Source organism: Mycobacterium sp., from assembly GCF_035623875.1.
GTDB lineage: Bacteria > Actinomycetota > Actinomycetes > Mycobacteriales > Mycobacteriaceae > Mycobacterium.
Genome location: NZ_DASPSP010000081.1, coordinates 1 through 22069, shown reverse-complemented (window position 1 = coordinate 22069; position 22069 = coordinate 1). Strand labels below are relative to the sequence as shown.

At 63.9% G+C, this 22069-nt stretch carries 19 protein-coding genes and 2 pseudogenes; 13 read left to right on the top strand and 8 right to left on the bottom strand.

Translation table 11 applies throughout. The annotated features are described in order from the left end of the window. The 7 genes from VEI45_RS06850 to dnaB form a co-directional block, all read left to right on the top strand. On the top strand, positions 1 to 1275 hold a 1275-nt coding region (locus VEI45_RS06850; protein WP_324851380.1), incomplete at its 5' end, for a transglycosylase domain-containing protein. Then, positions 1272 to 2924 carry a glycosyltransferase family 87 protein gene (locus tag VEI45_RS06845; protein WP_324851378.1) on the top strand — a complete coding sequence of 551 codons (1653 nt, stop codon included), beginning with the start codon at positions 1272 to 1274 and terminating at the stop codon, positions 2922 to 2924. The genes VEI45_RS06850 and VEI45_RS06845, both read left to right, overlap by 4 nt. Before the next feature lie 85 nt (positions 2925 to 3009). Then, positions 3010 to 3300 (top strand): 30S ribosomal protein S6, encoded by a 291-nt coding sequence (gene rpsF, locus VEI45_RS06840; protein ID WP_324851376.1) that lies wholly within the window; start codon positions 3010 to 3012, stop codon positions 3298 to 3300. Positions 3301 to 3470: 170 nt separating this feature from the next. Beyond that, positions 3471 to 3992 (top strand): single-stranded DNA-binding protein, encoded by a 522-nt coding sequence (locus VEI45_RS06835; RefSeq protein WP_324851374.1) that lies wholly within the window; start codon positions 3471 to 3473, stop codon positions 3990 to 3992. Between the two features lie 51 nt (positions 3993 to 4043). After that, positions 4044 to 4298: a 30S ribosomal protein S18 gene (gene rpsR, locus VEI45_RS06830; protein ID WP_324851372.1), complete on the top strand. Its 255-nt coding sequence runs from the start codon at positions 4044 to 4046 to the stop codon at positions 4296 to 4298. 31 nt (positions 4299 to 4329) lie between these two features. Beyond that, positions 4330 to 4788 carry a 50S ribosomal protein L9 gene (rplI, locus tag VEI45_RS06825; protein ID WP_324851370.1) on the top strand — a complete coding sequence of 153 codons (459 nt, stop codon included), beginning with the start codon at positions 4330 to 4332 and terminating at the stop codon, positions 4786 to 4788. A gap of 486 nt (positions 4789 to 5274) precedes the next feature. Then, on the top strand, positions 5275 to 7083 hold the full coding sequence (dnaB, locus tag VEI45_RS06820; RefSeq protein WP_324851368.1) for a replicative DNA helicase: 1809 nt from the start codon (positions 5275 to 5277) through the stop codon (positions 7081 to 7083). A 187-nt stretch (positions 7084 to 7270) separates the two neighbouring features. Here the strand turns inward: dnaB and VEI45_RS06815 are convergent, their stop codons facing one another. The 5 genes from VEI45_RS06815 to VEI45_RS06795 form a co-directional block, all read right to left on the bottom strand. Continuing rightward, complete coding sequence (locus tag VEI45_RS06815; RefSeq protein ID WP_324851366.1) at positions 7271 to 7603, bottom strand: GMC family oxidoreductase N-terminal domain-containing protein; 333 nt, start codon at positions 7601 to 7603, stop codon at positions 7271 to 7273. A 171-nt stretch (positions 7604 to 7774) separates the two neighbouring features. Next, on the bottom strand, positions 7775 to 8383 hold the full coding sequence (locus tag VEI45_RS06810) for a maleylpyruvate isomerase N-terminal domain-containing protein (RefSeq protein ID WP_324851364.1): 609 nt from the start codon (positions 8381 to 8383) through the stop codon (positions 7775 to 7777). 174 nt (positions 8384 to 8557) lie between these two features. Next, positions 8558 to 9658: an NAD(P)-dependent alcohol dehydrogenase gene (locus tag VEI45_RS06805; RefSeq protein WP_324851363.1), complete on the bottom strand. Its 1101-nt coding sequence runs from the start codon at positions 9656 to 9658 to the stop codon at positions 8558 to 8560. A 35-nt stretch (positions 9659 to 9693) separates the two neighbouring features. After that, entirely contained in the window at positions 9694 to 10938 is a 1245-nt protein-coding gene (locus VEI45_RS06800; protein ID WP_324851361.1) for an acyl-CoA dehydrogenase family protein, read from the bottom strand. A 2-nt stretch (positions 10939 to 10940) separates the two neighbouring features. Continuing rightward, positions 10941 to 11129, bottom strand: coding sequence for a hypothetical protein (locus VEI45_RS06795; RefSeq protein WP_324851359.1), 189 nt, complete (start codon positions 11127 to 11129; stop codon positions 10941 to 10943). 502 nt (positions 11130 to 11631) lie between these two features. On the opposite strand from VEI45_RS06795, the gene VEI45_RS06790 reads away from it, so the two are divergent. Genes VEI45_RS06790 through VEI45_RS06775 form a run of 4 tightly spaced genes read left to right on the top strand, consistent with a single transcriptional unit; the run spans position 11632 to position 17242 of the window. Further along, the gene (locus tag VEI45_RS06790; protein WP_324851356.1) at positions 11632 to 12567 is read left to right on the top strand and encodes an alpha/beta hydrolase; all 936 of its coding nucleotides are present in this window, start codon (positions 11632 to 11634) and stop codon (positions 12565 to 12567) included. Next, a complete protein-coding gene (locus VEI45_RS06785; RefSeq protein WP_324851354.1) occupies positions 12564 to 14003 on the top strand; it encodes a wax ester/triacylglycerol synthase domain-containing protein in 1440 nt (479 codons plus the stop codon). Before VEI45_RS06790 ends, VEI45_RS06785 begins: the two co-directional genes overlap by 4 nt. After that, complete coding sequence (locus tag VEI45_RS06780; RefSeq protein WP_324851352.1) at positions 13990 to 15378, top strand: HAD-IB family hydrolase; 1389 nt, start codon at positions 13990 to 13992, stop codon at positions 15376 to 15378. Before VEI45_RS06785 ends, VEI45_RS06780 begins: the two co-directional genes overlap by 14 nt. Before the next feature lies 1 nt (position 15379). Then, positions 15380 to 17242 carry a 1-acyl-sn-glycerol-3-phosphate acyltransferase gene (locus tag VEI45_RS06775; RefSeq protein ID WP_324851350.1) on the top strand — a complete coding sequence of 621 codons (1863 nt, stop codon included), beginning with the start codon at positions 15380 to 15382 and terminating at the stop codon, positions 17240 to 17242. Between the two features lie 21 nt (positions 17243 to 17263). On the opposite strand, the gene VEI45_RS06770 is transcribed toward VEI45_RS06775, so the two are convergent. From VEI45_RS06770 to VEI45_RS06760, 3 genes and pseudogenes are all read right to left on the bottom strand, one after another. Then, positions 17264 to 18088 carry a DUF5995 family protein gene (locus VEI45_RS06770; protein WP_324851348.1) on the bottom strand — a complete coding sequence of 275 codons (825 nt, stop codon included), beginning with the start codon at positions 18086 to 18088 and terminating at the stop codon, positions 17264 to 17266. After that, complete coding sequence (locus VEI45_RS06765; protein WP_414687416.1) at positions 18088 to 18462, bottom strand: nuclear transport factor 2 family protein; 375 nt, start codon at positions 18460 to 18462, stop codon at positions 18088 to 18090. The genes VEI45_RS06770 and VEI45_RS06765 overlap by 1 nt, the downstream gene beginning before the upstream one ends. 208 nt (positions 18463 to 18670) lie before the next feature. Then, positions 18671 to 19829, bottom strand: a pseudogene (locus VEI45_RS06760) (acyl-CoA dehydrogenase family protein). Positions 19830 to 20009: 180 nt separating this feature from the next. Here VEI45_RS06760 and VEI45_RS06755 point away from each other — a divergent pair. Together VEI45_RS06755 and VEI45_RS06750 are read left to right on the top strand one after the other, a co-directional pair. Then, on the top strand, positions 20010 to 21857 hold the full coding sequence (locus tag VEI45_RS06755) for a PHA/PHB synthase family protein (RefSeq protein ID WP_324851346.1): 1848 nt from the start codon (positions 20010 to 20012) through the stop codon (positions 21855 to 21857). A 6-nt stretch (positions 21858 to 21863) separates the two neighbouring features. Then, a pseudogene (locus VEI45_RS06750) lies at positions 21864 to 22069 on the top strand (3-alpha,7-alpha,12-alpha-trihydroxy-5-beta-cholest-24-enoyl-CoA hydratase); the annotation flags it as partial.

The window sequence follows — 22069 nt, the reverse complement described above, 5'->3', positions numbered from 1 at the left end:
ATCGACGAGCAAACGCTGAACACCCAGGGTTTGCAGGTCACCACCACCATCGATCCGCAAGCGCAGAAGGCCGCCGAGGACGCGGTGTCGAAGTACATGGACGGCCAGGCACCCGACATGCGCACCGCGGTTGTTTCCATCGACCCACACAACGGCGCGGTCAAGGCTTACTACGGCGGCAACGATGCGCACGGCTTCGACTTCGCCCAAGCCGGGCTGCAGACCGGGTCGGCATTCAAGGTGTTCGCGCTGATCGCTGCGCTGGAGCAAGGCATCGGTTTGGGCACTCAGGTGGACAGCTCACCGCTGACGGTCAACGGCATCAAGATCACCAACGTCGAGGGCGAGGGCTGCGGAGTCTGCAATATCGCCGAGGCACTCAAGCGGTCGCTGAACACCTCCTACTACCGGCTGATGCTCAAGTTGAAGAACGGGCCGGACGACGTCGCGGACGCCGCGCATCAAGCGGGCATCGCTACCAGCTTCCCCGGCGTGGACCACACGCTGTCCGAGGACGGCAAGGGCGGCCCGCCCAACAACGGAATCGTGTTGGGCCAGTATCAAACTCGGGTGTTTGACATGGCCTCGGCGTACGCCACGCTGGCCGCATCGGGTGTCTACCACCAACCGCATTTCGTGCAGAAGGTGGTCAACGCTGACGGTCAGGTGCTGTTCGATGCCACCAACTCGAACAACGCCAGCGAACAGCGGATCCCCAAGGACGTCGCCGACAACGTGACGTCGGCGATGCAGCCGATCGCCGCATACTCGCGCGGCCACGCGTTGGCCGGCGGGCGGCCGTCGGCGGCCAAGACCGGCACCACGCAGTTGGGTGACACCGAAGCCGACAAGGATGCCTGGATGGTCGGCTACACCCCGTCGCTGTCGACAGCGGTATGGGTGGGCACCGTCACCGGCGACAAGCCACTGGTCAACAAGTGGGGTTCGCCGATCTACGGTTCGGGTCTGTCGTCGGACATCTGGAAGGCAACCATGGACGGTGCGCTCAACGGCACCACGACCGAGTCCTTCCCCAAGCCGGCGGAGATCGGTGGCTACGCCGGGGCGCCGGCAGCGCCAGCACCGCCACCCCCGCCGCCGCAGATGACGGTCATCCAGCCCACGATTGAGGTGGCACCGGGTATCACGATCCCGATCGGGCCGCCCACCATGGTCCCGGTCGGGCCGGCACCTCCTCCGCCGCCGCCGGGCGCGCCCGAGCCTGCACCGCCGCCGCCGGGAGCGCCCGAGCCTACACCGCCGCCGCCACCGTGATCGACGCCGGAACGGGCCGCCCCACTATTTCGCCGCGGCCGCGGGCCGCCGACTTGCGCTCCGCCGATGACCGCGATTGCCCCAGTCGCACAGACTTTCTAAGCGCGGCGCTGTCGAATCTCGTCGGCGGCCCGGTGGGTCGGCACGCGGTGATCGGGCGGACCGCTTTCCTGACCCCGTTGCGCGTGATGTTTTTGATCGCGCTGGCGTTTCTGGCGCTGGGCTGGTCGACGAAAGCGCCTTGCCTGCAGAGCACCGGAACCGGGCCGGGTGACCAGCGGGTCGCCAACTGGCAGAACCAGCGCGCCTACTACGAACTGTGCTACTCCGATACCGTGCCGCTGTACGGCGCAGAGTTGTTGAGCCAGGGCAAGTTTCCGTACAAGTCCAGCTGGGTCGAAAAGGACGCCGGCGGCAAGCCGCAAACCCGCTATGACGGCCGGCCCGCCGTGCGCTACATGGAGTACCCGGTGCTCACCGGCGTGTATCAGTACGTGTCGATGGCGTTGGCCAAGACCTACACCGCGTTGAGCAAGCTGATCGGGCTGCCGGTCGTCGCCGAGGTGGTGGTCTTTTTCGATGTTGCCGCAAGCGGGCTGGCGTTGGCTTGGCTGACGACGTTGTGGGCCACCGCAGGGCTGGCGGGCCGTCGGGTGTGGGATGCGGCGTTGGTCGGCGCGTCCCCGTTGGTGATCTTTCAGATGTTCACGAATTTCGATGCGCTGGCAACGGCTTTGGCGATCGGCGGGCTGCTGGCGTGGGCGCGGCGGCGACCGGTGCTGGCCGGCGTGCTGCTCGGTCTGGGTGTGGCGGCCAAGCTGTATCCGGCGTTGTTGTTGGGCCCGCTGCTGGCGCTTGGCATCCGGACCGGGCGGCTGGGTGAGCTGGCCCGCACCGCAGTCGTGACTGCGGCGACGTGGCTGGCAGTGAACTTGCCGGTGATGGTGCTCTTCCCGCGGGGGTGGTCGGAGTTCTTCCGGCTGAACGCCCGCCGCGGCGATGACATGGATTCGCTGTTCAGCATCGTCAAATCGTTCACCGGCTGGCAGGGTTTCGATCCGAATCTGGGTTTCTGGCAGCCGCCTCAGAGGCTGAACGAGGTCGTCCTGGCGCTGTTCGTATTGTCTTGTGCAGCAATCGGTTACATCGCGCTGACCGCTCCGCGGCGGCCGCGCGTGGCGCAACTGGCGTTTCTGGTGGTAGCGGCGTTTTTGTTGACCAACAAGGTGTGGAGTCCGCAGTTCTCGCTGTGGCTGGTGCCGTTGGCGGTGCTGGCGTTGCCGCACCGCCGAATCCTGTTGACGTGGATGACGATCGACGCGCTGGTCTGGGTGCCGCGGATGTACTACCTGTACAGCGTGCCCAACCGCGGGTTGCCCGAACAGTGGTTCACCGCGACCGTCCTGCTGCGTGACATCGCGGTGCTGGCCCTGTGCGCGCTGGTGGTCCGCCAGATCTACCGGCCCGAGGAAGACCTGGTGCGCTGGCGTGGACGGGTCGACGATCCGGCGGGCGGGGTGTTCGACCGTGCCGGCGATGCGCCGCCCAGCTGGCTTGCGACATGGCTACGTCCGCCGCGGTTACGGCAGTCGACCGCACCGAGCCTGCAGACCGAAGCGGATTTCGCAGGCTCAGCCACTGTCCGGTAGCCTGGGGCGGTTGCCGACGCAGGCGACCCTCCTGCCACGGACAAGACCGTGGCCGCAAACGACCATAGGAGGTGATGAGGTTCCCATGCGTCCATACGAAATCATGGTCATCCTCGACCCCACCCTCGACGAGCGCACCGTAGCCCCGTCGTTGGAGACCTTTCTCAACGTCGTCCGCAAAGACGGTGGAACCGTGGAGAAGGTCGACATCTGGGGTCGGCGCCGGTTGGCGTACGAGATCGCGAAGCATGCCGAGGGCATCTACGCGGTGATCGACCTCAAGGCCGCGCCCGCGACGGTGTCCGAACTCGACCGTCAGCTCAGCCTGAACGAGTCGGTGTTGCGCACCAAAGTGATGCGCACCGACAAGCACTGATGCCGATGGCCTGGCTTTCCCCCGCAAGCGGGAGGTGCCCCCAATCGTCGCTAGGCGCCTGTTGGCGAATGACCGCGTCGCGTCGTAGCCGTTGCGTAGGCTCTGCGACAGCACGCTCATGACCACCCACCCGCCGATCCAGGCAGGTCCACGAGGACTAGGAGGTCACTGTGGCTGGTGACACCACCATCACCGTCGTCGGAAACTTGACCGCTGACCCCGAACTGCGGTTCACCCCGTCCGGTGCCGCGGTAGCGAACTTCACGGTGGCCTCGACACCGCGGATCTACGACCGCCAGAGCGGGGAGTGGAAGGACGGCGAGGCGCTGTTCTTGCGGTGCAACATCTGGCGTGAGGCCGCCGAGAACGTGGCCGAAAGCCTGACTCGGGGCTCCCGGGTGATCGTGCAGGGCCGGCTCAAGCAGCGTTCGTTCGAGACCCGCGAGGGCGAGAAGCGCACCGTGGTCGAGGTCGAGGTCGACGAGATCGGCCCGTCACTTCGCTACGCCACCGCCAAGGTCAACAAGGCCAGCCGCAGCGGCGGTAGCGGTGGTGGTTTCGGTGGCGGCGGCGGGGGATCCCGTCAGTCGGCTCAGACCGGCGGCGGAACGGCAGGAACCGGCGACGACCCGTGGGGCAGCGCCCCCGCCTCCGGTTCGTTCGGCGGCGGCGACGACGAACCACCCTTCTAATTTTTTAACCAACTTCCTAACTCTCAGATCGACAGAACGAAAGAGACAGACATGGCCAAGTCCAATAAGCGGCGACCGGCACCGGAAAAGCCGGTCAAGACGCGCAAATGTGTGTTCTGCGGCAAGAAACAGCAAGAGATCGACTACAAGGACACCGCGTTGCTGCGCACCTACATCAGCGAGCGCGGCAAGATCCGCGCGCGTCGCGTCACCGGAAACTGCGTGCAGCACCAGCGTGATATTGCGCTCGCGGTCAAGAATGCCCGCGAGGTGGCGCTGCTGCCGTTCACGTCCTCGTCACGGTAAACGGTTTACGCAGAACGGAATTGACGAAGAGATGAAGCTGATTTTGACCGCCGATGTCGACCACCTCGGTTCCGCCGGCGACGCCGTTGAGGTGAAGGACGGGTACGGCCGCAACTTCTTGCTCCCGCGTGGCCTGGCGATCGTCACCTCGCGCGGCGCGCAGAAGCAGGTTGAGGACATCCGCCGGGCCCGGGAATCCAAGCAGGTGCGAGACCTTGAACACGCCAACGAAATCAAGACGGCGATCGAAGCGCTGGGCGCGGTTGCGCTGCCGGTGAAGACCGCTGGCGACTCAGGCAAGCTGTTCGGCTCGGTGACTTCCGGTGACATCGTCACCGCGATCAAAAAGGCCGGCGGACCTAACCTCGACAAGCGCATCGTTCGGTTGCCCAAGGGCCACATCAAGGCCGTTGGTAACCATCCGGTCACGCTGCATGTACACCCGGACGTCAACGTCGAGATCACACTCGACGTCGTCGCCGAGGGATAAGGCTCGACACCCCGCCCCGGTGCGGGCCCGACGGGCCGTCACCGGGGTATTGGCGTTGCTGGGTGTGCTGGCGAACTTGCAGGCGAACGCGAATCTTAGCGAACGTAACCGTCCGTTAACGCTGCGAATCATTGCCTGAAACGCAACACGCCCGAAGTCGAAACCCGGCCCGACACGCCGAAGAGATTCCCATCCACACGAAGTATGTAGCTATGTGGTCCGCTTATCTGCAGTGATGTCGCAATGCCGCGAATTGCTCCACAAGTTCTCCACACCCCCTCAACACAGGCGCCGACGGATATGCACACACGATGCACAGGTCTATGAACAACTCCGTTTTGAGTCCTCGCCAGCAACCTTTAGCGTCAATCCGGTTGTGGGGTGATGGCGGTGCTTTGACTCAAGTGATGTCGGTGGCAGGACTTAGCGTCAATAGTCAGTATCGAATATGCGTTCGAGCGCCGTGCCGGAGGAGGTGGGGAGGTTATGGCAGTCGTTGACGATCTCGGCCACCCCGGCATCGATGCCCCCAGCGAGGACTTCGGCCGTCAGCCGCCGCAAGATCTGGCAGCCGAACAGTCCGTATTGGGCGGGATGCTGCTGAGCAAGGACGCGATCGCCGACGTCTTGGAAAAGCTGCGGCCCGGTGACTTCTACCGCCCGGCGCACCAGAACGTCTACGACGCCATCCTCGACCTCTACGGGCGGGGGGAGCCGGCCGATGCGGTGACGGTTGCCGCCGAGCTGGACCGCCGCGGCCTGCTGCGCCGGGTCGGCGGTGCGCCGTACCTGCATACCTTGATCTCGATGGTGCCGACGGCGGCCAACGCCGGCTACTACGCCGAAATCGTCGCCGAGAAGGCGCTACTGCGCCGGCTGGTCGAAGTCGGCACCCGGGTGGTGCAGTACGGCTACGCGGGCGCGGAAGGCGCCGACGTCGCCGAGGTGGTCGACCGGGCGCAGGCCGAGATCTACGACGTCACCGACCGGCGGCTTTCCGAGGACTTCGTCGCGTTGGAGGATTTGCTGCAGCCGACGATGGACGAGATCGACGCGATCGCCTCCAACGGCGGTCTGGCTCGTGGGGTGCCGACCGGGTTCGCGGAGCTTGACGAGGTGACCAACGGCCTGCATCCGGGCCAGATGATCATCGTCGCGGCCCGACCTGGAGTCGGGAAGGCGTTGGCATTGGATACGCCGCTGCCGACGCCGACCGGCTGGACGACGATGGGCGCCGTTTCCGTCAGCGATGAGTTGCTGGGCGCCGATGGGCGGCCCACTCGAGTGGTGGCCGCCACCGAAGTGATGCTGGGGCGGCCGTGCTACGAGGTCGAATTCTCCGACGGTACGGTGATCGTCGCCGACGGTGAGCATCAGTGGCCGACGGGTTATGGCATCCGCACAACAGGCCAATTACGGAGCGGCCTGGACAGTATCGCCGCGGCTGGATCCATCGGGCGCTACCGGAATCGCCCGGGTGCCGCCACCTTGATGGCTCCGGTGTTGCAAGTGGATGCGGTGCGCACGGTCCGCTGTGTTCCGGTGCGCTGCGTGCAGGTGGACAATGCCGCGCACCTGTACCTGGCCGGCCGCGGCATGATTCCGACACACAACTCGACACTCGGCCTCGATTTCATGCGGTCCTGCTCGATCAAGAACCGGATGGCCAGCGTCATCTTCTCGTTGGAGATGAGCAAGTCCGAGATCGTGATGCGGCTGCTGTCGGCTGAGGCGAAAATCAAGCTCACCGATATGCGTTCGGGCCGGATGAGTGACGACGACTGGACCCGGCTGGCGCGGCGGATGAGCGAAATCAGTGAGGCGCCACTGTATATCGACGACTCACCGAATCTGACGATGATGGAGATCCGCGCCAAGGCCCGCCGGTTACGGCAGCGGGCCGACCTACGGTTAATCGTTGTCGACTACCTGCAGCTGATGACCTCTGGTAAGAAGTTCGAGTCGCGGCAGGTCGAGGTATCCGAGTTTTCGCGTAACTTAAAGCTTTTGGCCAAGGAGCTCGAGGTTCCGGTGATCGCGATCAGTCAGCTCAACCGTGGTCCCGAGCAGCGCACCGACAAGAAGCCAATGCTGGCCGATCTAAGGGAGTCGGGTTCGCTGGAGCAAGATAGCGACGTAGTTATCCTGCTGCACCGGCCCGATGCCTTCGAACGCGACGATCCGCGTGGCGGCGAAGCAGACCTGATTCTGGCCAAGCACCGCAACGGCCCGACCAAGACGGTGACCGTCGCTCACCAACTGCATCTGTCGCGCTTTGCGAACATGGCGCGTTAAGCTGCAGCGCCGCTGCGGCTGCGGCTGGTCTAGTCGTGTCTAGCCCAATCACTTCTTGGCTTTTCGATCATCGCATCAGCGCCGTCGCTGTCACTTTCGGGCCATCGGCATCCGGGATCGTCAGCGTGCCCGGAACCGATAAGCAGGGCTGGATCAGCTAGCCCGCGGCGCGGTGTGACCCGGGAAATCAACCAGCGGCGATTGCTCGTACCACCCAGTCGTGTGGGCTCCCACGCACCCAGACCATCGCGTTCATCGAACTGGTGCCGCCAATTACCTTGCCCCGCGGCTGCTCCATGCGGCGGTCAGCGCATCCGGGTTCGGGTTCGGTCTGCAACTTCCAGTCGGTCGGACCACCGAATTGGGTGGCGAAGGCAAGCGGAGCCCGCACACTGAGCCGCAGGTCGGATCGTCCGGCTTCGAGCAGCAGCACGCTGCGTGAAGGATCCGCCGATAAGCGGCCCGCTACTGCGCAGCCCGCCGAACCCGCACCGATAACTGCGTAGTCGTAGGTCTTCATACGATGTTGACCGAATCAAGGAATCGGGCGCCGTAGTCAACGTCACCGTTGACGGTTACGTCCCTGCTCCGCCAGTCGACCCGCTTGGTGCCCCACTCCGGGAACTCTGCCGCGGCCCCGACGATATGCGCGGCACCAGCGTCGGGGTGACCCTGAGCTGCACCGCTCGCGTCAATGACCCAACTTCCTCCGCCGGGCCCACGCAGCGTCATGCCCACTGGGCGGTCGAACCACGCCGGCCGGGTCACCAGCAGACTGGTTAGTCAGCACCGCAAACATCCACTCGAGCACTACCGCCATCCGGTTGGCATCGGTGTCGGGTGTCGGCAGGTCGAGAGCCGGTGCGATGTCGTAGCGCAAATGCGTATGGATGTCGAATGTCATCGCGCCGGTAAGCAGAAGGACGGCCGGGAACTTGCCCAATTCCGCCAGCGGCACCTTCAGGTCCGCCAGGGGCGTCCGGAAGATCGTCCCGGCGGCGGCGATCAGTACGCGGCTCCACCGTTGGTACTCGGCGAGCGTCTGAGTCGTCGTCCAGGCGCGGCGGGCGTCGACGAAGGCATCGTTGGTGCGTTCAATGTTGCTGCTCCGCATGGTGTTTAGCGATGCGGGCGTAAACAGTGAGTGACACGCCGAGCCCACATGTGCGACGACGTCTTGCACTCGCCATCCTGCTGCCCTACTTGGTGTTCGCCACTGAGCGTCGTCGAGATCGCGGCAGAAGAGGATGAATTCTGCCCGTTCTCGCCGCAGGGCGGCGACGGTGTCACTTCGAAACATGGCTTGATCCGCCCTCTCCGATGTCGTCATAGAGCGCCGAGGTAACTCCCGACGCGAAAGGCCAATTCCTCCAGCATGGTCGCGGCGCCAAGCATCGGGTACTCCAGAACCTTGTTGTCGACATTGGGCCCGAACGGGATCGCATACAGGCCTGGACGGGCTCGCGAGGTTGGGTCACGGAGTCAGCACGGCTTTGAGGATCTCGCCGCGATGCTGCGCCTCCACCGCCTCGTTGATCTGGGCCAGCGGCATCGTGGTGATCAGCTTGTCGAAGGGAAATTTGCCCTGACGATGCAGATCGAGCATGTACGGGATGAACTTCTGCGGGTCGGCGTCGCCTTCGATGATGCCCCGAATGGTCTGCCCGAGCAGGGGCGGCTGGAAAAGCCCAACCGAAAAGACGGCCTCCGGATTGGCAGGCACGCCAAGCAACCCCAGCTTGCCCCGCACGCCAAGGCAGGCGAGCAACTGTTCGGTGACGGGCGGCACCGCCGTAGTGTCAATCGCGTAACCGGCGCCCGCCGGAGAGATCTCTTTGATCTGATCGGCCAGCGGGCCAGCGTTTGGGTCGATAGCGTGGGTGGCGCCGAGATCGGTGGCCAGCTTCCGCCTGCTCTCGTGCAGGTCGATTGCGATGATCGACGTGGCCTCGCGCACCACCGCGGCCAGCACCGCGGACAGGCCGACCGGCCCCGCGCCGGCGACGACCACCGTCGATCCGGGCTGGACGTCAAGCGAGTTCATCACTGCGCCGGCCCCGGTCTGGATGCCGCACCCGAGCGGCCCCACGAGTTCGAGCGGGGTACCCGGTGGTAGCTTCACCACGTTGCGTTCGTGAGCCAGCGCGTGCGTCGCCAACGATGATTGGCCGAAAAAGTTGGCTCCCAATGTGGTTCCGGCAGAGGCTAACCCGGAGGATCCGTCGGGGCGCACTCCACCGAAGTTGTATGCGAGAAAGTCGTGGCAATAGGCCGGTTCGCCTGTCGCGCAAGTGGGGCACGCGCCGCAGCTGTTAAAGCTGACTGCGACCTGATCGCCGACGGCGACCGACGTCACGTCGGCGCCGACCTGCACCACGGTTCCACTGCCCTCATGGCCCAGGACGCCGGGCAGCGGGAAAGGCAATTGCCCTTGCTGGACAGCGATGTCGGTGTGACAGATGCCGGCTCCGGCGATCTCTATCAACACCTCATCGGGTGCTGGCTCTTGAAGTTCGACCTCGGTGAGCACGAAATTCGCGCCCACCTCTGGCACCACCGCGGCTGAGATTTGCATTCGTTGGCCCTTTCTAATCTTCGGCGTTCGGTTCGTTAGCCGGTGACATCGCGCCCCAACGCGACCCGAGCGATGCTCCACAATTGGACTTCGTTGGCGCCTTCATAGATTTCGCCGACTTTGCTGTCGCGCCAGATCGACTCGAGATGGTTGATCCGCCCGTCGGCGGCAAGTTGACGGACAAACCCGTAGCCACCGTGGACCTGGATCGCGTCGCGCGCGATGTCCACAGCAAGCCTGCTGCCGCTCACCTTGGCCATCGCGGCCTCCGGCTCAGGCGCGTCGCGATCGTCGGACTTGCGGGCAGCCTTCTGATAAAGCGACCGCGCATTCTCCAACGCGATCGCATGGTCGGCGAAGCGGAACTGCCAGTGTTGGAATGAGCCGAGCTTCGCCCCGAATGCGCTGCGGCGACCCAGGTGCGCCGCGGCGTGATCGAAGGCGCACTGGCCCATGCCGACGCCCATCGCGCCGACCCCTATCCGGCCCAGCGACAAGCTTTTCAGCGCTGTCCGCAACCCGCGTCCGGGTTCGGCGATGACGTGCTCCTGAGGAACGAAGACGTCGGTGAAGTCGACGTCTGAGGTCAACTGCAGGCGGTTGCCCATCTTCAGATCGGGCTCGCCGACCACGACACCGTCGGCACGCATGTCGACGAGCAGCATTGCCTGAGCGCCGTCCACAACGCACAGCACCGTCATGATGTCGGCCGCACATGAGTTGGTGATCCAACGCTTCCGGCCTGTCAGCCGGAACCCACCGGACACTGGCACGGCGGTGGTGCTCATTGCAGCGGCCGACAGGTCCGTGCTGGCGTCGGGTTCGCTGGTGGCGAAAGAGCCGACGATCTCGCCGCGGACCAGCCGCGGCAGGAACTCGTCGCGGACGGGCGGCGGGGCACCGTGAAGGGTACGCCCGACCAGCAGGGCCTGTCCGTCATAGAGTGCCGAGGCGACTCCCGGTGTGAAATAAGCCAATTCCTCCAGGACCGTCGCGGCGCCAAGCATCGGATACTGCAGCCCCCGGCCGCCAACGTCCGGGCCGAACGGGATCGCATACAAACCGGCGTCGGCTATCTCTCGCAGGATGTCGCGGGGAAAGACTGCCGATGATTCGACAGCCGAGTTCAGCTCGGCGGCGCGTGGGGCCAGTACCCGCTCAGCGAACTGTCTCGCCTCCTCTCGGATCTTCAGGGTCTCAGCGGGCAGCAGGTAGTCGTCAAACAGGTGTGCTGACGTGCGGGGCAAACCCTCCAGACTGGACGGGGGCGTGGCCGACATCGCTAGGGCCCTTTCGCTGAATGCCATTGCGCAATCTGTTGGTGCACCGACTCATCGGTGCCGAAAATCTGTTGTTCGAGGACCAAGTTGGGGGCAAACCTGCTTGCCACCCATTGGCCGCTCATCACATCGACACGCAACAGGTGACCGTCGGGAGCAAATGCGTGTCCCGTGCCGTGCGGCGCGATCATGACGTTCTCCTCGCACATGTTGCGAGGAGCGCGCTCCGTAACGCCACTCGCGGTCGCTTATTGCCTCCCTTGGGATGAAATCACCGGTTGCCGTATCCCGTTATCCCCTGAAACGGGAGTCTTAATGCCCCAATGGGGCTATGTGCCGGTTTGGTCGCGTGGCTGCGCTCGCCAGGTCGGTTCCGCGGCGGTCCGATGATGGCGCCTGGCCGCGCGACATCGGCATGCCGCCGGTGTGGTCGCACCCGGGGCGTGATACCCCGTTCGGGACAGGAAGACCTCACCTTTGGGAGCTAACAGGCTCTGGTCTGTGGTGATTGTCTGAATTGGCAGCCAGCGAGGCTGCTCAGGGCTTGGGCCCGACGATGTAGGAATTTTATGTGTCCGGCACCTCAAACGATCTGTGTCTCCTGTGCGCGCGGCGATTGTCGTGCCGCCGACGCTGCTCGATAAATCGCGCGTTGGAAACCCATGCAGTCAGACGAGACGCAGGCATGTCGCTGTGAGCAAGCGGGCTTTGGCGATCGCCGCTCTTGGCGCCAGCGTAGCCGGGTTGGCGGCGGTGCGACTTCATCGGCCGCCGGACCGGCCGGGCATCGTGACGTTGGAGCACACTCCCCGCCATCGCGCCGGGACCGGCAGCCCGCTCCTGCTGTTGCACGGTGTTTCGGTGACGTGGCGAGCGTGGGAGCCGGTGCTGGAGCATCTGGAGCCGCATCACGACGTGCTGGCGCCGACATTGCTCGGCCACGCTGGAGCATCCGCCTTCGCTCCCGGAGCGGCGTTGTCGGTCGCGACGCTGGCCGACGGCGTCGAGGAAGAACTCGATCGCGCGGGTCTGGACACGGTCCACATCGCCGGCAATTCGCTGGGCGGGTGGATCGGTATCGAACTTGCCCGCCGTGGCAGGGCTAAGTCGTTGGTGTTGTTCAGCCCCGCGGGCGCCAGTCGCACGCAACGACGCCTGGTCGCACTGGCGGCGACGATGCGGCTAGGGCTTGCTGCGCTCGCTCGCTGCGCCGTGCATGCCGATGCGATCGCGTCGAGGCGGGCACTGCGCACGTTGCTGTTATGCACCCAGGTGGCACACCCCAGCCGCATCAGCCCCGATTACGTCGCAGCTAGCCTTTGCGCGGCAGCGCTTGCACCGATGGTTGGTGAGCTACTTGCTGCAGCGTCACACGAACAAGTCCAAGCGCTGCCGGCAGGACAGCGGTACCCGATCCGCCTGGTGTGGCCGCAGCGGGACATGGTGCTGCCCTTCCGGGAGTTCGGCGCGCCGATGCTCAGCCGTATCCCTGACGCGGAACTGATTCGCATGGCCGACGTTGGCCACGTCCCGATGTCCGATGATCCCGCCGGGGTGGCCCAGATGATTCTCGATGTGACCACCGCCGTTGATGAGGTGTCCCGGAAGCAGGAAGGGCGATCACGATGACCGCTGACGACGATCTCGCGGCCACATGGGGTGGGCCGTCTGAGTTTAGTGCGTGGGAAGCCGTGATGTGGCGAGCGGAAGGCGATCACCGAACCCGGTCGGCCGGCGTTGTCCTGGAAATCCTTGAGAGCGAACCCGACTGGGAGCGACTGTTCGCCGCGCATCAGCGTCTTACCGACCGCATTCCGCGGCTGCAGGAGCGTGTGGTCGAGCCACCTGTGCCGCTTGTCACGCCGGTTTGGTCGCCCGATCCGCACTTCGACCTCGGCTATCACCTGCAGCGCATTCGCTTGCCCGAGGGCGGCTCGTTCGACGACCTGCACGCCATCGCGGGAGTTCTCGCGGCCAGACCGCTTGATCCGCAACGTCCTCCGTGGGAGGCGATGCTCGTCGGCGGGCTGCCCGAGGGTCGGGCGGCCTTCCTCTTCAAGGGGCATCACAGCCTCACCGACGGACTGGGCATGCTGCAGCTGATCGACCTCACCCACGGGTACAGTCGGGAACCCAGCAAAGAGCAGGGCTCCGCGGAGGAGTCGGACCGTCGTCTCCAGTCGCCGTCGGGCGTGCTCGTCAGCCGGTTGGCATCGCAGATCGTCGGCGCACCCGAGTTCCTCGCTCGTCAGGCTGCCCATGTCCTCGACCGGCTCAGCCGCGACCCGCTCGGAACCACCCGGAAAACCATCAGATTCGGACGATCGCTAGGACGGGTGTTAGCGCCGCCCTCGGCGCCCCGCTCCCCACTGCTTCGCGAAGGCGGAACGAATTACCGGTTCATTACCATCGACGTGCCACTGCCCGCTTTGAAAGCCGCCGCCAGAGTAGCGGGCGGCACCGTCAACGACGCCTTTCTGGCAGGTCTGCTCGGTGGCGTGCGGCGTTATCACGAAAAGCAGGGCGTGACGGTGGAATTGCTGCCGATGGCTATTCCGGTCAGTATCCGAAACGCCGATGACCCGATGGGCGGGAATCGATTCGCCGCTGCGCGGTTCGTCAGTCCCGTCGGCGAGGAGGATCCGCGGGCACGGATCGCGACGATCCATCGTTTCATCACCGAGGTGCGGAAGGAACCCGCGCTGGGTTTCATCGATCTGATCGCGCCGGTGCTCAGCGTACTTCCGGCGAAGGTGTTGACCCCACTCGCCGCTCAGATGACCACCGCCAACGATCTGCAGGCGTCCAACATGGGCGGGGTCGGCCGGACGTTATATATGGCAGGCGCGAAGGTCCTGCGGCTCTATGTCGTCGGACCGCGCCCGGGCGTTGCCGCAATGGCGACGATGCTGTCCTACGACGGAACATGTTGCATTGGAGTGAATTTCGATCCCGATGCCATCACTTACGAATCTGAGTTCTTGAGCTGTCTGCAGGAAGGGTTCGACGAAGTGCTGCACCTCGCCGGCCGGCGGCACCGGGGACGTGGCAATGTCGTTCGATGAGTTGGTCGAGAGCATCCGCAACGGTCCGTCTGGGCGGACGATTGGGGCGGTATTCGATTACCGGGCGGTAGTGGACCGTGTCGAACGCGGGCCGACCAAGGCACGCGCCGACGACTTTCAGGCCTGGGCGGGCTGCTCCGAAGACGCGGTGCGAAAGGCCGGTCAGCGCCGGTTCAATGAGGACGTGGCCGCTGGCTTGTTTCACGGCATGTGGGGACTGGTGCGCGCCCATATCAACCGTGGACACACAGTCGTTTTGGTGGCCTCCGAGCCGTGGTTCGACGTCGAACCATTGGCGCGCGAGCTGGGTGTCGAGCACCTCTTGTGCACCGAACTTGAAGCCGAGCAGGGGGTACTGACCGGACGGCCGACGGGCCAGCCGTTGGTGGGCCTGGCCAAATCAACCGCACTGCGCGAATTCGCTGCACGCGAGGGCATCGATCTTGGCCGAAGCCACGCCTACGCACACAGCGACGAGGACATCTCGTTGCTCGAATCGGTCGGCTTTGCACATCAGGTCAATCCGGCACCGGCCCTCGCTCAGCATGGCATTCAAACTGGTTGGACCACATTGGAGTTCAGGGGCCGTAGGGACAATCACAACCCGATCCCAGTCGTCCGGACGGCGGCGATGTACGGCAGTTTGGTGGCCGCCGCCGGTGCGGGGTTCGCCACCGGTGTCGCAGCCCGGAACCGTCGGCGCGGAGTGGACGTCGCAACCTGGCTTTTCGGCCGTGCCGGAACGTCTCTGGGAAACATCTCGGTTGACTTGATCGGAGCAGAGCATCTTTGGTCGCAACGGCCGGCGGTGTTTTTCGCCAATCATCAGAGCACGTTGATTGATGTGCTGGTGACCGCGCGCATCCTGCGACAGGGCTTCACGATCGTCGCTAAGGCCGAAGTCCGCCAGATGCCCGTTATCGGCAAGCTGTTCGAGCTGGCCGATGTGGCGTTCGTCGACAGGGGGAACACGGCAAGCGCCATTTCAGCGTTGCAGCCGGCCGTTGACAAACTGCGATCGGGTACCTCGATTGCGATGTCGCCGGAAGGGACACGATCGGTGACCCCGACGATCGGCCAGTTCAAAAAAGGCGGTTTTCATCTCGCCCGCGACGCCGAGGTCCCGATCGTCCCGATCGTCATCCGCAATGCGGGAGAAATCATGTGGCGCAACGCGCGCATCGCCCAATCCGGAACCGTCGAAGTCACGGTGCACGAACCCGTGCCGACCGCCGGTTGGACGCGGGAAGACATCGAGCCCTGGCTAAATCGGATGCGCGAGCTCTACATCGACACCTTAGATGACTGGCCGGGTATTCAAGCCGGACAGCGATGGTCCAAGGCGATCGCCAACTCGACAGCAAAGGAATACTGACGTGCACAGGCTGGGGCGCACCGCGAACCGTGACGGTGCCGCAATCGACCCAGGAACCGCCAGGCCCGACGATCTGCCTATCGTCAGCGAAGTGCTGAACTCGAACGAATTTAATCGTGCCATTGAGCAATTGGCGACCCAACTAGGGCGTGACACGACCGCAGTCAAGGCCGAGGCGGCTGAATATCTGCGAGAAATGGGCGCCACCCACAGTCCCAGGGTGTTGCGGGCATGGCATCGAGTCTCGGCGTGGCTGGTGCGCGGATACGAAATCATCACCAAGGATGCGGAATTGGCTGAGCTGCGCGGGCTCGACGACCGCCACACGCTGATCTTCTTGATCTCGCATCGCTCCTATCTTGATGAGTTCGCGCTACCGCCGCGGCTCCTAGGCGCTGGTATCGCCCCGTGCTTCGGAATGGCGGGCGCAAACCTCAACTTCTTCCCGCTAGGGACCCTCGCCCGCCGAAACGGAATCGTGCATGTCCGTCGTGCATCGGGGGATACGCCTGTTTACCGGATGGCGTTGCGTGCTCTGGTCGGGCACCTGGTGACCAGTGGCCACAATCTTGTCTGGTCGATCGAAGGTGGCCGGAGCCGTACCGGAAAGCTTCGGCCTCCGCGATACGGCCTGTTGCGCTACGTCACCGACGCCATCGCCTCGGCCTCCACGGCCGAGGCCTTGATCGTGCCCGTGTCCATCATGTACGACCAGCTGCCCGTGCACGAGGTCGAGCTCATGGTGTCTGAATCACGCGGGGGCAGCAAGCAACCCGAGGACCTCAAATGGCTCGCGGAGTATGCGCGCCGGCTGTCGACCCGCCTCGGCCGGATCTACCTCGATTTCGGCAACCCAATACCCGTGTACGAAAGGATTACAGCACTGCACGCCGGGGGACTCGACGACAAGCAGGTCGTGGAGCGGGTCGCCTTGGAGGTTTGCCATCGCCTCAATCGAACGACGCCGGTGACCGCGACGGCAGCGGTGTGTGTAGCCCTGCTCGGCCAGGACCATGCTCTGACCTTAGATGAGGTGTGCGCGACCTTGGCGCCGCTGGCGCAATACCTAACCGCGCGAGGGTGGGAGGTCGCCGGAGCCGAAAACCTCACCGACCGGCCTACGGTGGCGCGCACGCTGCGAAGCCTGGTCGAGTCCGGGGTGCTCAGCTGTTATTCGGGCGGACCCGACACGGTGTGGGGCATCGGAGAAGAACAGCATCTCGTCGCGGCGGTATACCGCAACAGCGCTGTGCACGTTCTGTTGGTTCGCGCGATAGCTGAACTCGCCTTGCTGCGACTGGCGCAAACACCGAGTGGGACCACCCGCACCGCTTGGGAAGCGGCCCTGGCGTTGCGTGAACTGCTCAAGTTCGACTTTTTCTTCGCCGGCCGCGACGAGTTCGCTGAGGAATTGTGGAATGAGCTGGCGCTGCTGGCCGGCACGCGCCATGATGCAGCCGTTGATATCGATCCGGGTATCGCGGCGCAATGGCTTGCCGAGAGTCCGCTGTTGGTAGCGCATTTGGTGTTGCGACCCTTTATCGACGCGTACCGGGTCGTCGCCGAGGAACTGGCGGATAGTGACCCACACGCTGACATCGACGAAAAGCAATTCTTCGACAGGTGCCTACGGTTGGGCAAGCAGTGGTCGCTGCAGCACCGCATCGCCAGCGAGGAGTCCATCTCGGTCGAGATGTTCAGTACAGCATTGAAAATGGCTCGACACCGGGGCTTGCTGAGCAAAGAAGCGAGCGACGTGAGCGAGAAGCGCAAAAACCTGGTGCGTGAGCTGGCCAAACTACAGCGCGATGTCGAATCCCTCGCGACGATGGGCAATGCGCAAACTCCTGTTGGAGTGCAATGACTTTGATCTCGACGTCGAGTTCTAGACCCCCAGCCTGAGTTGGCTCAGGCTGACGAGTTGGTCGGCCGCCACGGATAGCATCCGAGAGCGAGACGCTATCTGGGTACGAATCAGTGGTCGGGCCAGCGGGTTAGCCATGGCGCGGCCGCGTGCGAAAGCCATAGCGGTGATGTTGTGGAATAACTGCTCTCGACTGGACGGTACGCGGCCGCGGAGGGAGCTGACCGCCCGGATCTGAAACGGCCCGTTGTACAGCGGCGACAAGTCGGTGCCATAACAATCTTTGATAGCGACGATGGTGTCGGGTGCCGTTTGCCAGATCACGCGGCTCAGCGTGAAGAAATCGACGATGTGATATGCGCGTACGTCGGATGTGTGCAGTGCTTCCGGCAGGTCGCTGATCAGATGCGCATTGAGAGCCGCGGCCAACACCGTCGCAATGGTCGCCGTGCCGTCGTCAACCCGGCCGTAGACCGCGGTCCACGGCGGCGTTGTTTTGTCCTCGCCCAAATGACGGTGCAGATTGTCGAGGTAACGGCTTGCGAAGGCAATTTCGAAGCGCTTCACCCAGTCTGGATCTCTGAGGCAACCCTCGTCGAGAGCCTCGGCGACGGCATCAAGGCCGATGCGGTATATCAGTGGGAAGAGACCTCGCAGATCAGCCTGGTCGACGAATATTTCTGCAATAGTGGCGACGCGCGTATTCGCATCACCGAGATCGCTTAGGTCTCGAGTATCGGAAAGGGCCAGTAGTTCAGACCTTTGGGTTCGCCCCCCGACACCAAACGACTCCAAGCGGCCGGACGAGTCGCCGCGCCAGAGCGCAGATCGGTGAGCATGAGCCATTATGATCGGCCGTTGGACTCGCGGGTTGGACCGTCCTGTTGAGCCTGCGACAGTAACTCACCCATCTTGGAAATAACGGTCTGGGTGGCCCTCAGCGGCCGGACCATCACCTTGAACGACGTGATCTTGTCCTCGTCGTTCCAGTAGATAATGTCGACGCCTTCGACATGCACGTCGTCGAGTTCGGCAGAAAATTCCAGGACTGCCGAGCGATCGTCAAACCACTGCGCGACATAGTGGAAACCACTGTCGCAGAACAATTGTTCGGCCGCGCGCAAGTACGCTGCCACCTTGGTGCGCCCCTGTTGAGGGGTAAACATAGCGGGTGAGTAGAAGACGGCATCCTCAGCGAGCAAGTAGTCGAGGATATCCATACGTCCCGCTCCATGAAGTCGAGCCATTGGGCGATGGCGGGGGGCGTCATCGCGCAACCGCCATCTCGGTAAACTGCATCCTCAGGGTCATCTGTTCTCCTTACTTTTCAAACCCAGGCCGGACGGGCCCGCGATGACCACGGCAACCGCGGCATTGATTTCCACTCCGCAATTCCTTTCGTTTCGTCGCGGTTCGCGTCCACAGCATCTATATGGCAACTGGATTAGGGTCGGCGAGGCTGCGACTGATCACCATCCGCTGGATCTGATTGGTGCCCTCGAAGATCTGCATTATCTTGGCCTCGCGCATGTACCGCTCCACGCGATAGTCGCGCGTGTAACCGACGCCGCCAAAATACCTGTACGGCGTCGGTCGTGACTTTCATTGCTGCGTCGGTGGCAATCAATTTCGCGACACTTGCCTGCGCTGAATAAGGCCGGCCAAGGTCCCTTCGACGGGCGGCGTCCAAGTATGTCGCCCGTGCGCTTACAATCGCCGCGGACATATCGGCGAGCAGGAAACCCAAGCCTTGGTGGTCGATGATCTTGCGGCCGAAGGTGGTTCGTTGCTGGCTGTAAGCGACCGCCTCGTCGAGTGCGGCCTGGGCCAATCCGACCGCGACTGCGGCGATCCCAAGTCGTCCGCTGTCTAGTGCACTGAATGCGATTGGTAGGCCTTGTCCTTCGTTGCCGATGCGCCGCTCGAGCGGGATGAATACGTCGTCGTAGTGTGCCGTCGTTGTCGGTATCGCGTGCAGGCCCATCTTCTCTTCGGGTCTGCCGAATGTGAGCCCTTCGGTGTCTCTGGCCACCAGAAAGCAGGAAATGGACTGTGCTCCTTTGCCGGTGCGCGCGAACAACGTGTAGAAGTCGGCGATACCACCGTGGGTGATCCATGCTTTGGCGCCGTTGATCCGGTATCCGCCTTCCACGACGGCGGCACTGCACAGCAGTGCGGCCGCGTCGGAACCGGCCTGTGGTTCGGAGAGGCTGTAGGCGCCGATCGTGTTGCCGCTCAGCATCTCGGGGAGCCACATCTGCTTCTGGGCGTCGGTGCCGAACACCATCAGCGGATGACACGCCAGGCCATGGACGCTCACAGCGACCGCGATCGAAGCCCAGCGGGCGGCGATCTCCTCCAGTACCTGAAGATAAACCTCGTATGGCTGGTTCCCGCCTCCCCATTCCTCGGGATACGGCAGGCTTAGCAGGCCCGCACCGCCCAGGGTCGCGAACACTCCGTCGGGATAGGTCTCCTCCCGCTCGTGGTGGTCGACGATCGGCTCAAGCGCCTTATCCGCGATTTCTCGCGTCAGCTCGATCAGCTCGCCCGCCTCATCGGTGGGCAGCAGACGATCGACAGGCACGGCGAACTCCTCCGGATAAGTCGATCCTCGGCCGGCAGCAGAGTGCTACCGGACTGAGGTTGACGCGAGCGACCATACCGCCGCGCAGCTGCCTCTCCGACGAGGAACACCTCACTCGGAGGAGGCCGTTCCCGCGAATGGGAGGTCGCCTAGGCGTCGGCGGATTCATAGCGTGTTGCTATGGACGCACCAACGCAAAGGACTCGTTCTTCGAGGGCGACTCACGCTTCCGAGGCGAACGGCGCCGAGCCGAAGTCTCGAGCGAAACCGCGATCATCGAAGTCCGACAGCGACGGCGCGCCGGCGGCACAGGCGCGACCCGCGGCCGTGCGGCCGGAGATCACCGACCCTGCCGGTCAGGTTCAAAACGCCGGCCTGGACCAGCTTCTGACCGAGGCCGCCAGCGGCGAGAACCGGTTCATTCCTGGGGCGGAGTTTCTCAAGGCGGCCGGTGGGCTTGCGCGGCGGCCTGGGAAGGTCGTTGACCATACCGCGTCGGCCGCAGCCGACCTTGCACGGGTCATCGCGGGTCGGTCCGGACGCACTCCGGCAAAGGGCGATTCCCGATTCCGTGATTCGGCCTGGACGCAAAGCTGGCTGTTTCGTCGGATCTGCCAGGGGTACCTGAGCATCAGCGATTACGCTCGCGGTCTCGCTGACGACTCAGGCTTGGACTGGGCCGATCACGAACGCCTGCGCCTAGTGGTCGACAACCTGATTGACGCGCTGGCCCCGACGAACTTCCCGCTGACCAACCCGACCGTGTGGAAGACGACGATCGACCGCGGAGGAGAGAACTTCGTCACGGGCGCACGCGCTTTTGTGCGCGATGCGCGTTCGCCGGTCAAACTGCCGGCCAGCGTCGACCCCACCCCGTTCAAGGTCGGTGAGACGATGGCCGCCTCGCCTGGCGCCGTGGTGCACCGCCAGGATCGCTTCGAACTCATCCAGTACGAGCCGCGCTCAGAACACGTGCACAAGATTCCGGTGTTGCTGATCCCACCGATGATCAGCAAGTTCTATGTCGTCGACCTCTCACCCGGCAAGAGCATGGTCGAGTTCCTGGGCGACCACGGGTTGCAGCCGTTCGCCCTGTCGTGGGCCAACCCGACCCGCGACAACGCGGGTTGGAACCTTGAGGACTACCTCAATTCGATCGTCGAGGCGATCGAGACTGCGCGCGAGATCGCCGGGGCAGAGGCGGTTCACGTGGTGGCCTTCTGTGCCGGCGGAATTGCCACCACTACCGCCGTCGCCCATATGGCAGCACTGGGCCAGATCGATAGGGTCGCGAGTCTGAGCCTCATGGTCACCGTGCTTGACGTTCACCGTGGTGGCCCCGTCCTGAGCATCGCCTCGCCCGATGTCGCTAAAGCTGCCAAGGCGAAAATCAGGCGGAAGGGTTACCTCGCGGGCACGGAGTTGTCTCAAACCTTTGCGTGGCTGCGGCCCAACGACATGATCTGGAACAACTTTGTCAACAACTACTACCTCGGTAACAAACCTCCGGCGCTTGACCTGTTGTATTGGAATCTGGACTCGATGAACATGCCGGCGGGATTGCACGCCGATCTGGTGGACCTCGCGCTCGCCAATCCGTTGGCGAGCCCTGGTGCCCTCACGGTCCTAGGCACGCCGATCGATCTGGGTCAGATCACCTGCGACGCCTACATAGCCGGCGGCGAAACCGACCACCTCACGCCCTGGCCGAGTTGTTACCGCAGTGTGGCAATGCTGGGTGGCAAGACACGTTTCGTTCTCTCGACGAGTGGCCACATCGCGGCGGTCATCCACCCTCCGGGGAACCCGAAATCGTCCTACCGCATCGGCGACGAGTTGTGCCCGACACCGGAAGAATGGCTGCGATCCGCGCAAATGCACAAGGGCACCTGGTGGCAGGACTGGGCGCCGTGGCTCGCCGAGCGGGCGGGCGAGAAAGTTTCAGCGCCAAGCAGACTGGGAGATGAGCAGCACAGGCCGGTCGGCCCGGCTCCCGGCAAGTACGTCTTTATACGATCCAGCGGTTGATGAGAAATGCCCATCGACATTGACTCCGTCCTCGGTGCGGAACTCAAGGAGCGTGCGGGCTCGTGGGACCCGTCGGATGTCATCCTCTACCACCTCGGCTTGGGCGCAGGAGTGCCTCCCGTCGATCCGGGAGAGCTTAGCTATACCTATGAGGGCGACCTCAAGGTTTTACCGTCGTTCGGGGTGATCCCCGCGTCGCCACTGCTGTTCGA

Excerpts from the sequence above, each read along its gene's own strand:
- rplI (WP_324851370.1), top strand. The coding sequence starts at position 4,330 with ATGAAGCTGATTTTGACCGCCGATGTCGACCACCTCGGTTCCGCCGGC.
- VEI45_RS06805 (WP_324851363.1), bottom strand. The coding sequence starts at position 9,658 with ATGCAAATCTCAGCCGCGGTGGTGCCAGAGGTGGGCGCGAATTTCGTG.
- VEI45_RS06785 (WP_324851354.1), top strand. The coding sequence starts at position 12,564 with ATGACCGCTGACGACGATCTCGCGGCCACATGGGGTGGGCCGTCTGAG.
- VEI45_RS06765 (WP_414687416.1), bottom strand. The coding sequence starts at position 18,462 with ATGGATATCCTCGACTACTTGCTCGCTGAGGATGCCGTCTTCTACTCA.
- VEI45_RS06780 (WP_324851352.1), top strand. The coding sequence starts at position 13,990 with ATGTCGTTCGATGAGTTGGTCGAGAGCATCCGCAACGGTCCGTCTGGG.
- VEI45_RS06810 (WP_324851364.1), bottom strand. The coding sequence starts at position 8,383 with ATGTTTCGAAGTGACACCGTCGCCGCCCTGCGGCGAGAACGGGCAGAA.
- VEI45_RS06755 (WP_324851346.1), top strand. The coding sequence starts at position 20,010 with ATGGACGCACCAACGCAAAGGACTCGTTCTTCGAGGGCGACTCACGCT.
- VEI45_RS06770 (WP_324851348.1), bottom strand. The coding sequence starts at position 18,088 with ATGGCTCATGCTCACCGATCTGCGCTCTGGCGCGGCGACTCGTCCGGC.
- VEI45_RS06795 (WP_324851359.1), bottom strand. The coding sequence starts at position 11,129 with ATGATCGCGCCGCACGGCACGGGACACGCATTTGCTCCCGACGGTCAC.
- dnaB (WP_324851368.1), top strand. The coding sequence starts at position 5,275 with ATGGCAGTCGTTGACGATCTCGGCCACCCCGGCATCGATGCCCCCAGC.
- VEI45_RS06815 (WP_324851366.1), bottom strand. The coding sequence starts at position 7,603 with ATGAAGACCTACGACTACGCAGTTATCGGTGCGGGTTCGGCGGGCTGC.
- rpsF (WP_324851376.1), top strand. The coding sequence starts at position 3,010 with ATGCGTCCATACGAAATCATGGTCATCCTCGACCCCACCCTCGACGAG.
- VEI45_RS06800 (WP_324851361.1), bottom strand. The coding sequence starts at position 10,938 with ATGTCGGCCACGCCCCCGTCCAGTCTGGAGGGTTTGCCCCGCACGTCA.
- rpsR (WP_324851372.1), top strand. The coding sequence starts at position 4,044 with ATGGCCAAGTCCAATAAGCGGCGACCGGCACCGGAAAAGCCGGTCAAG.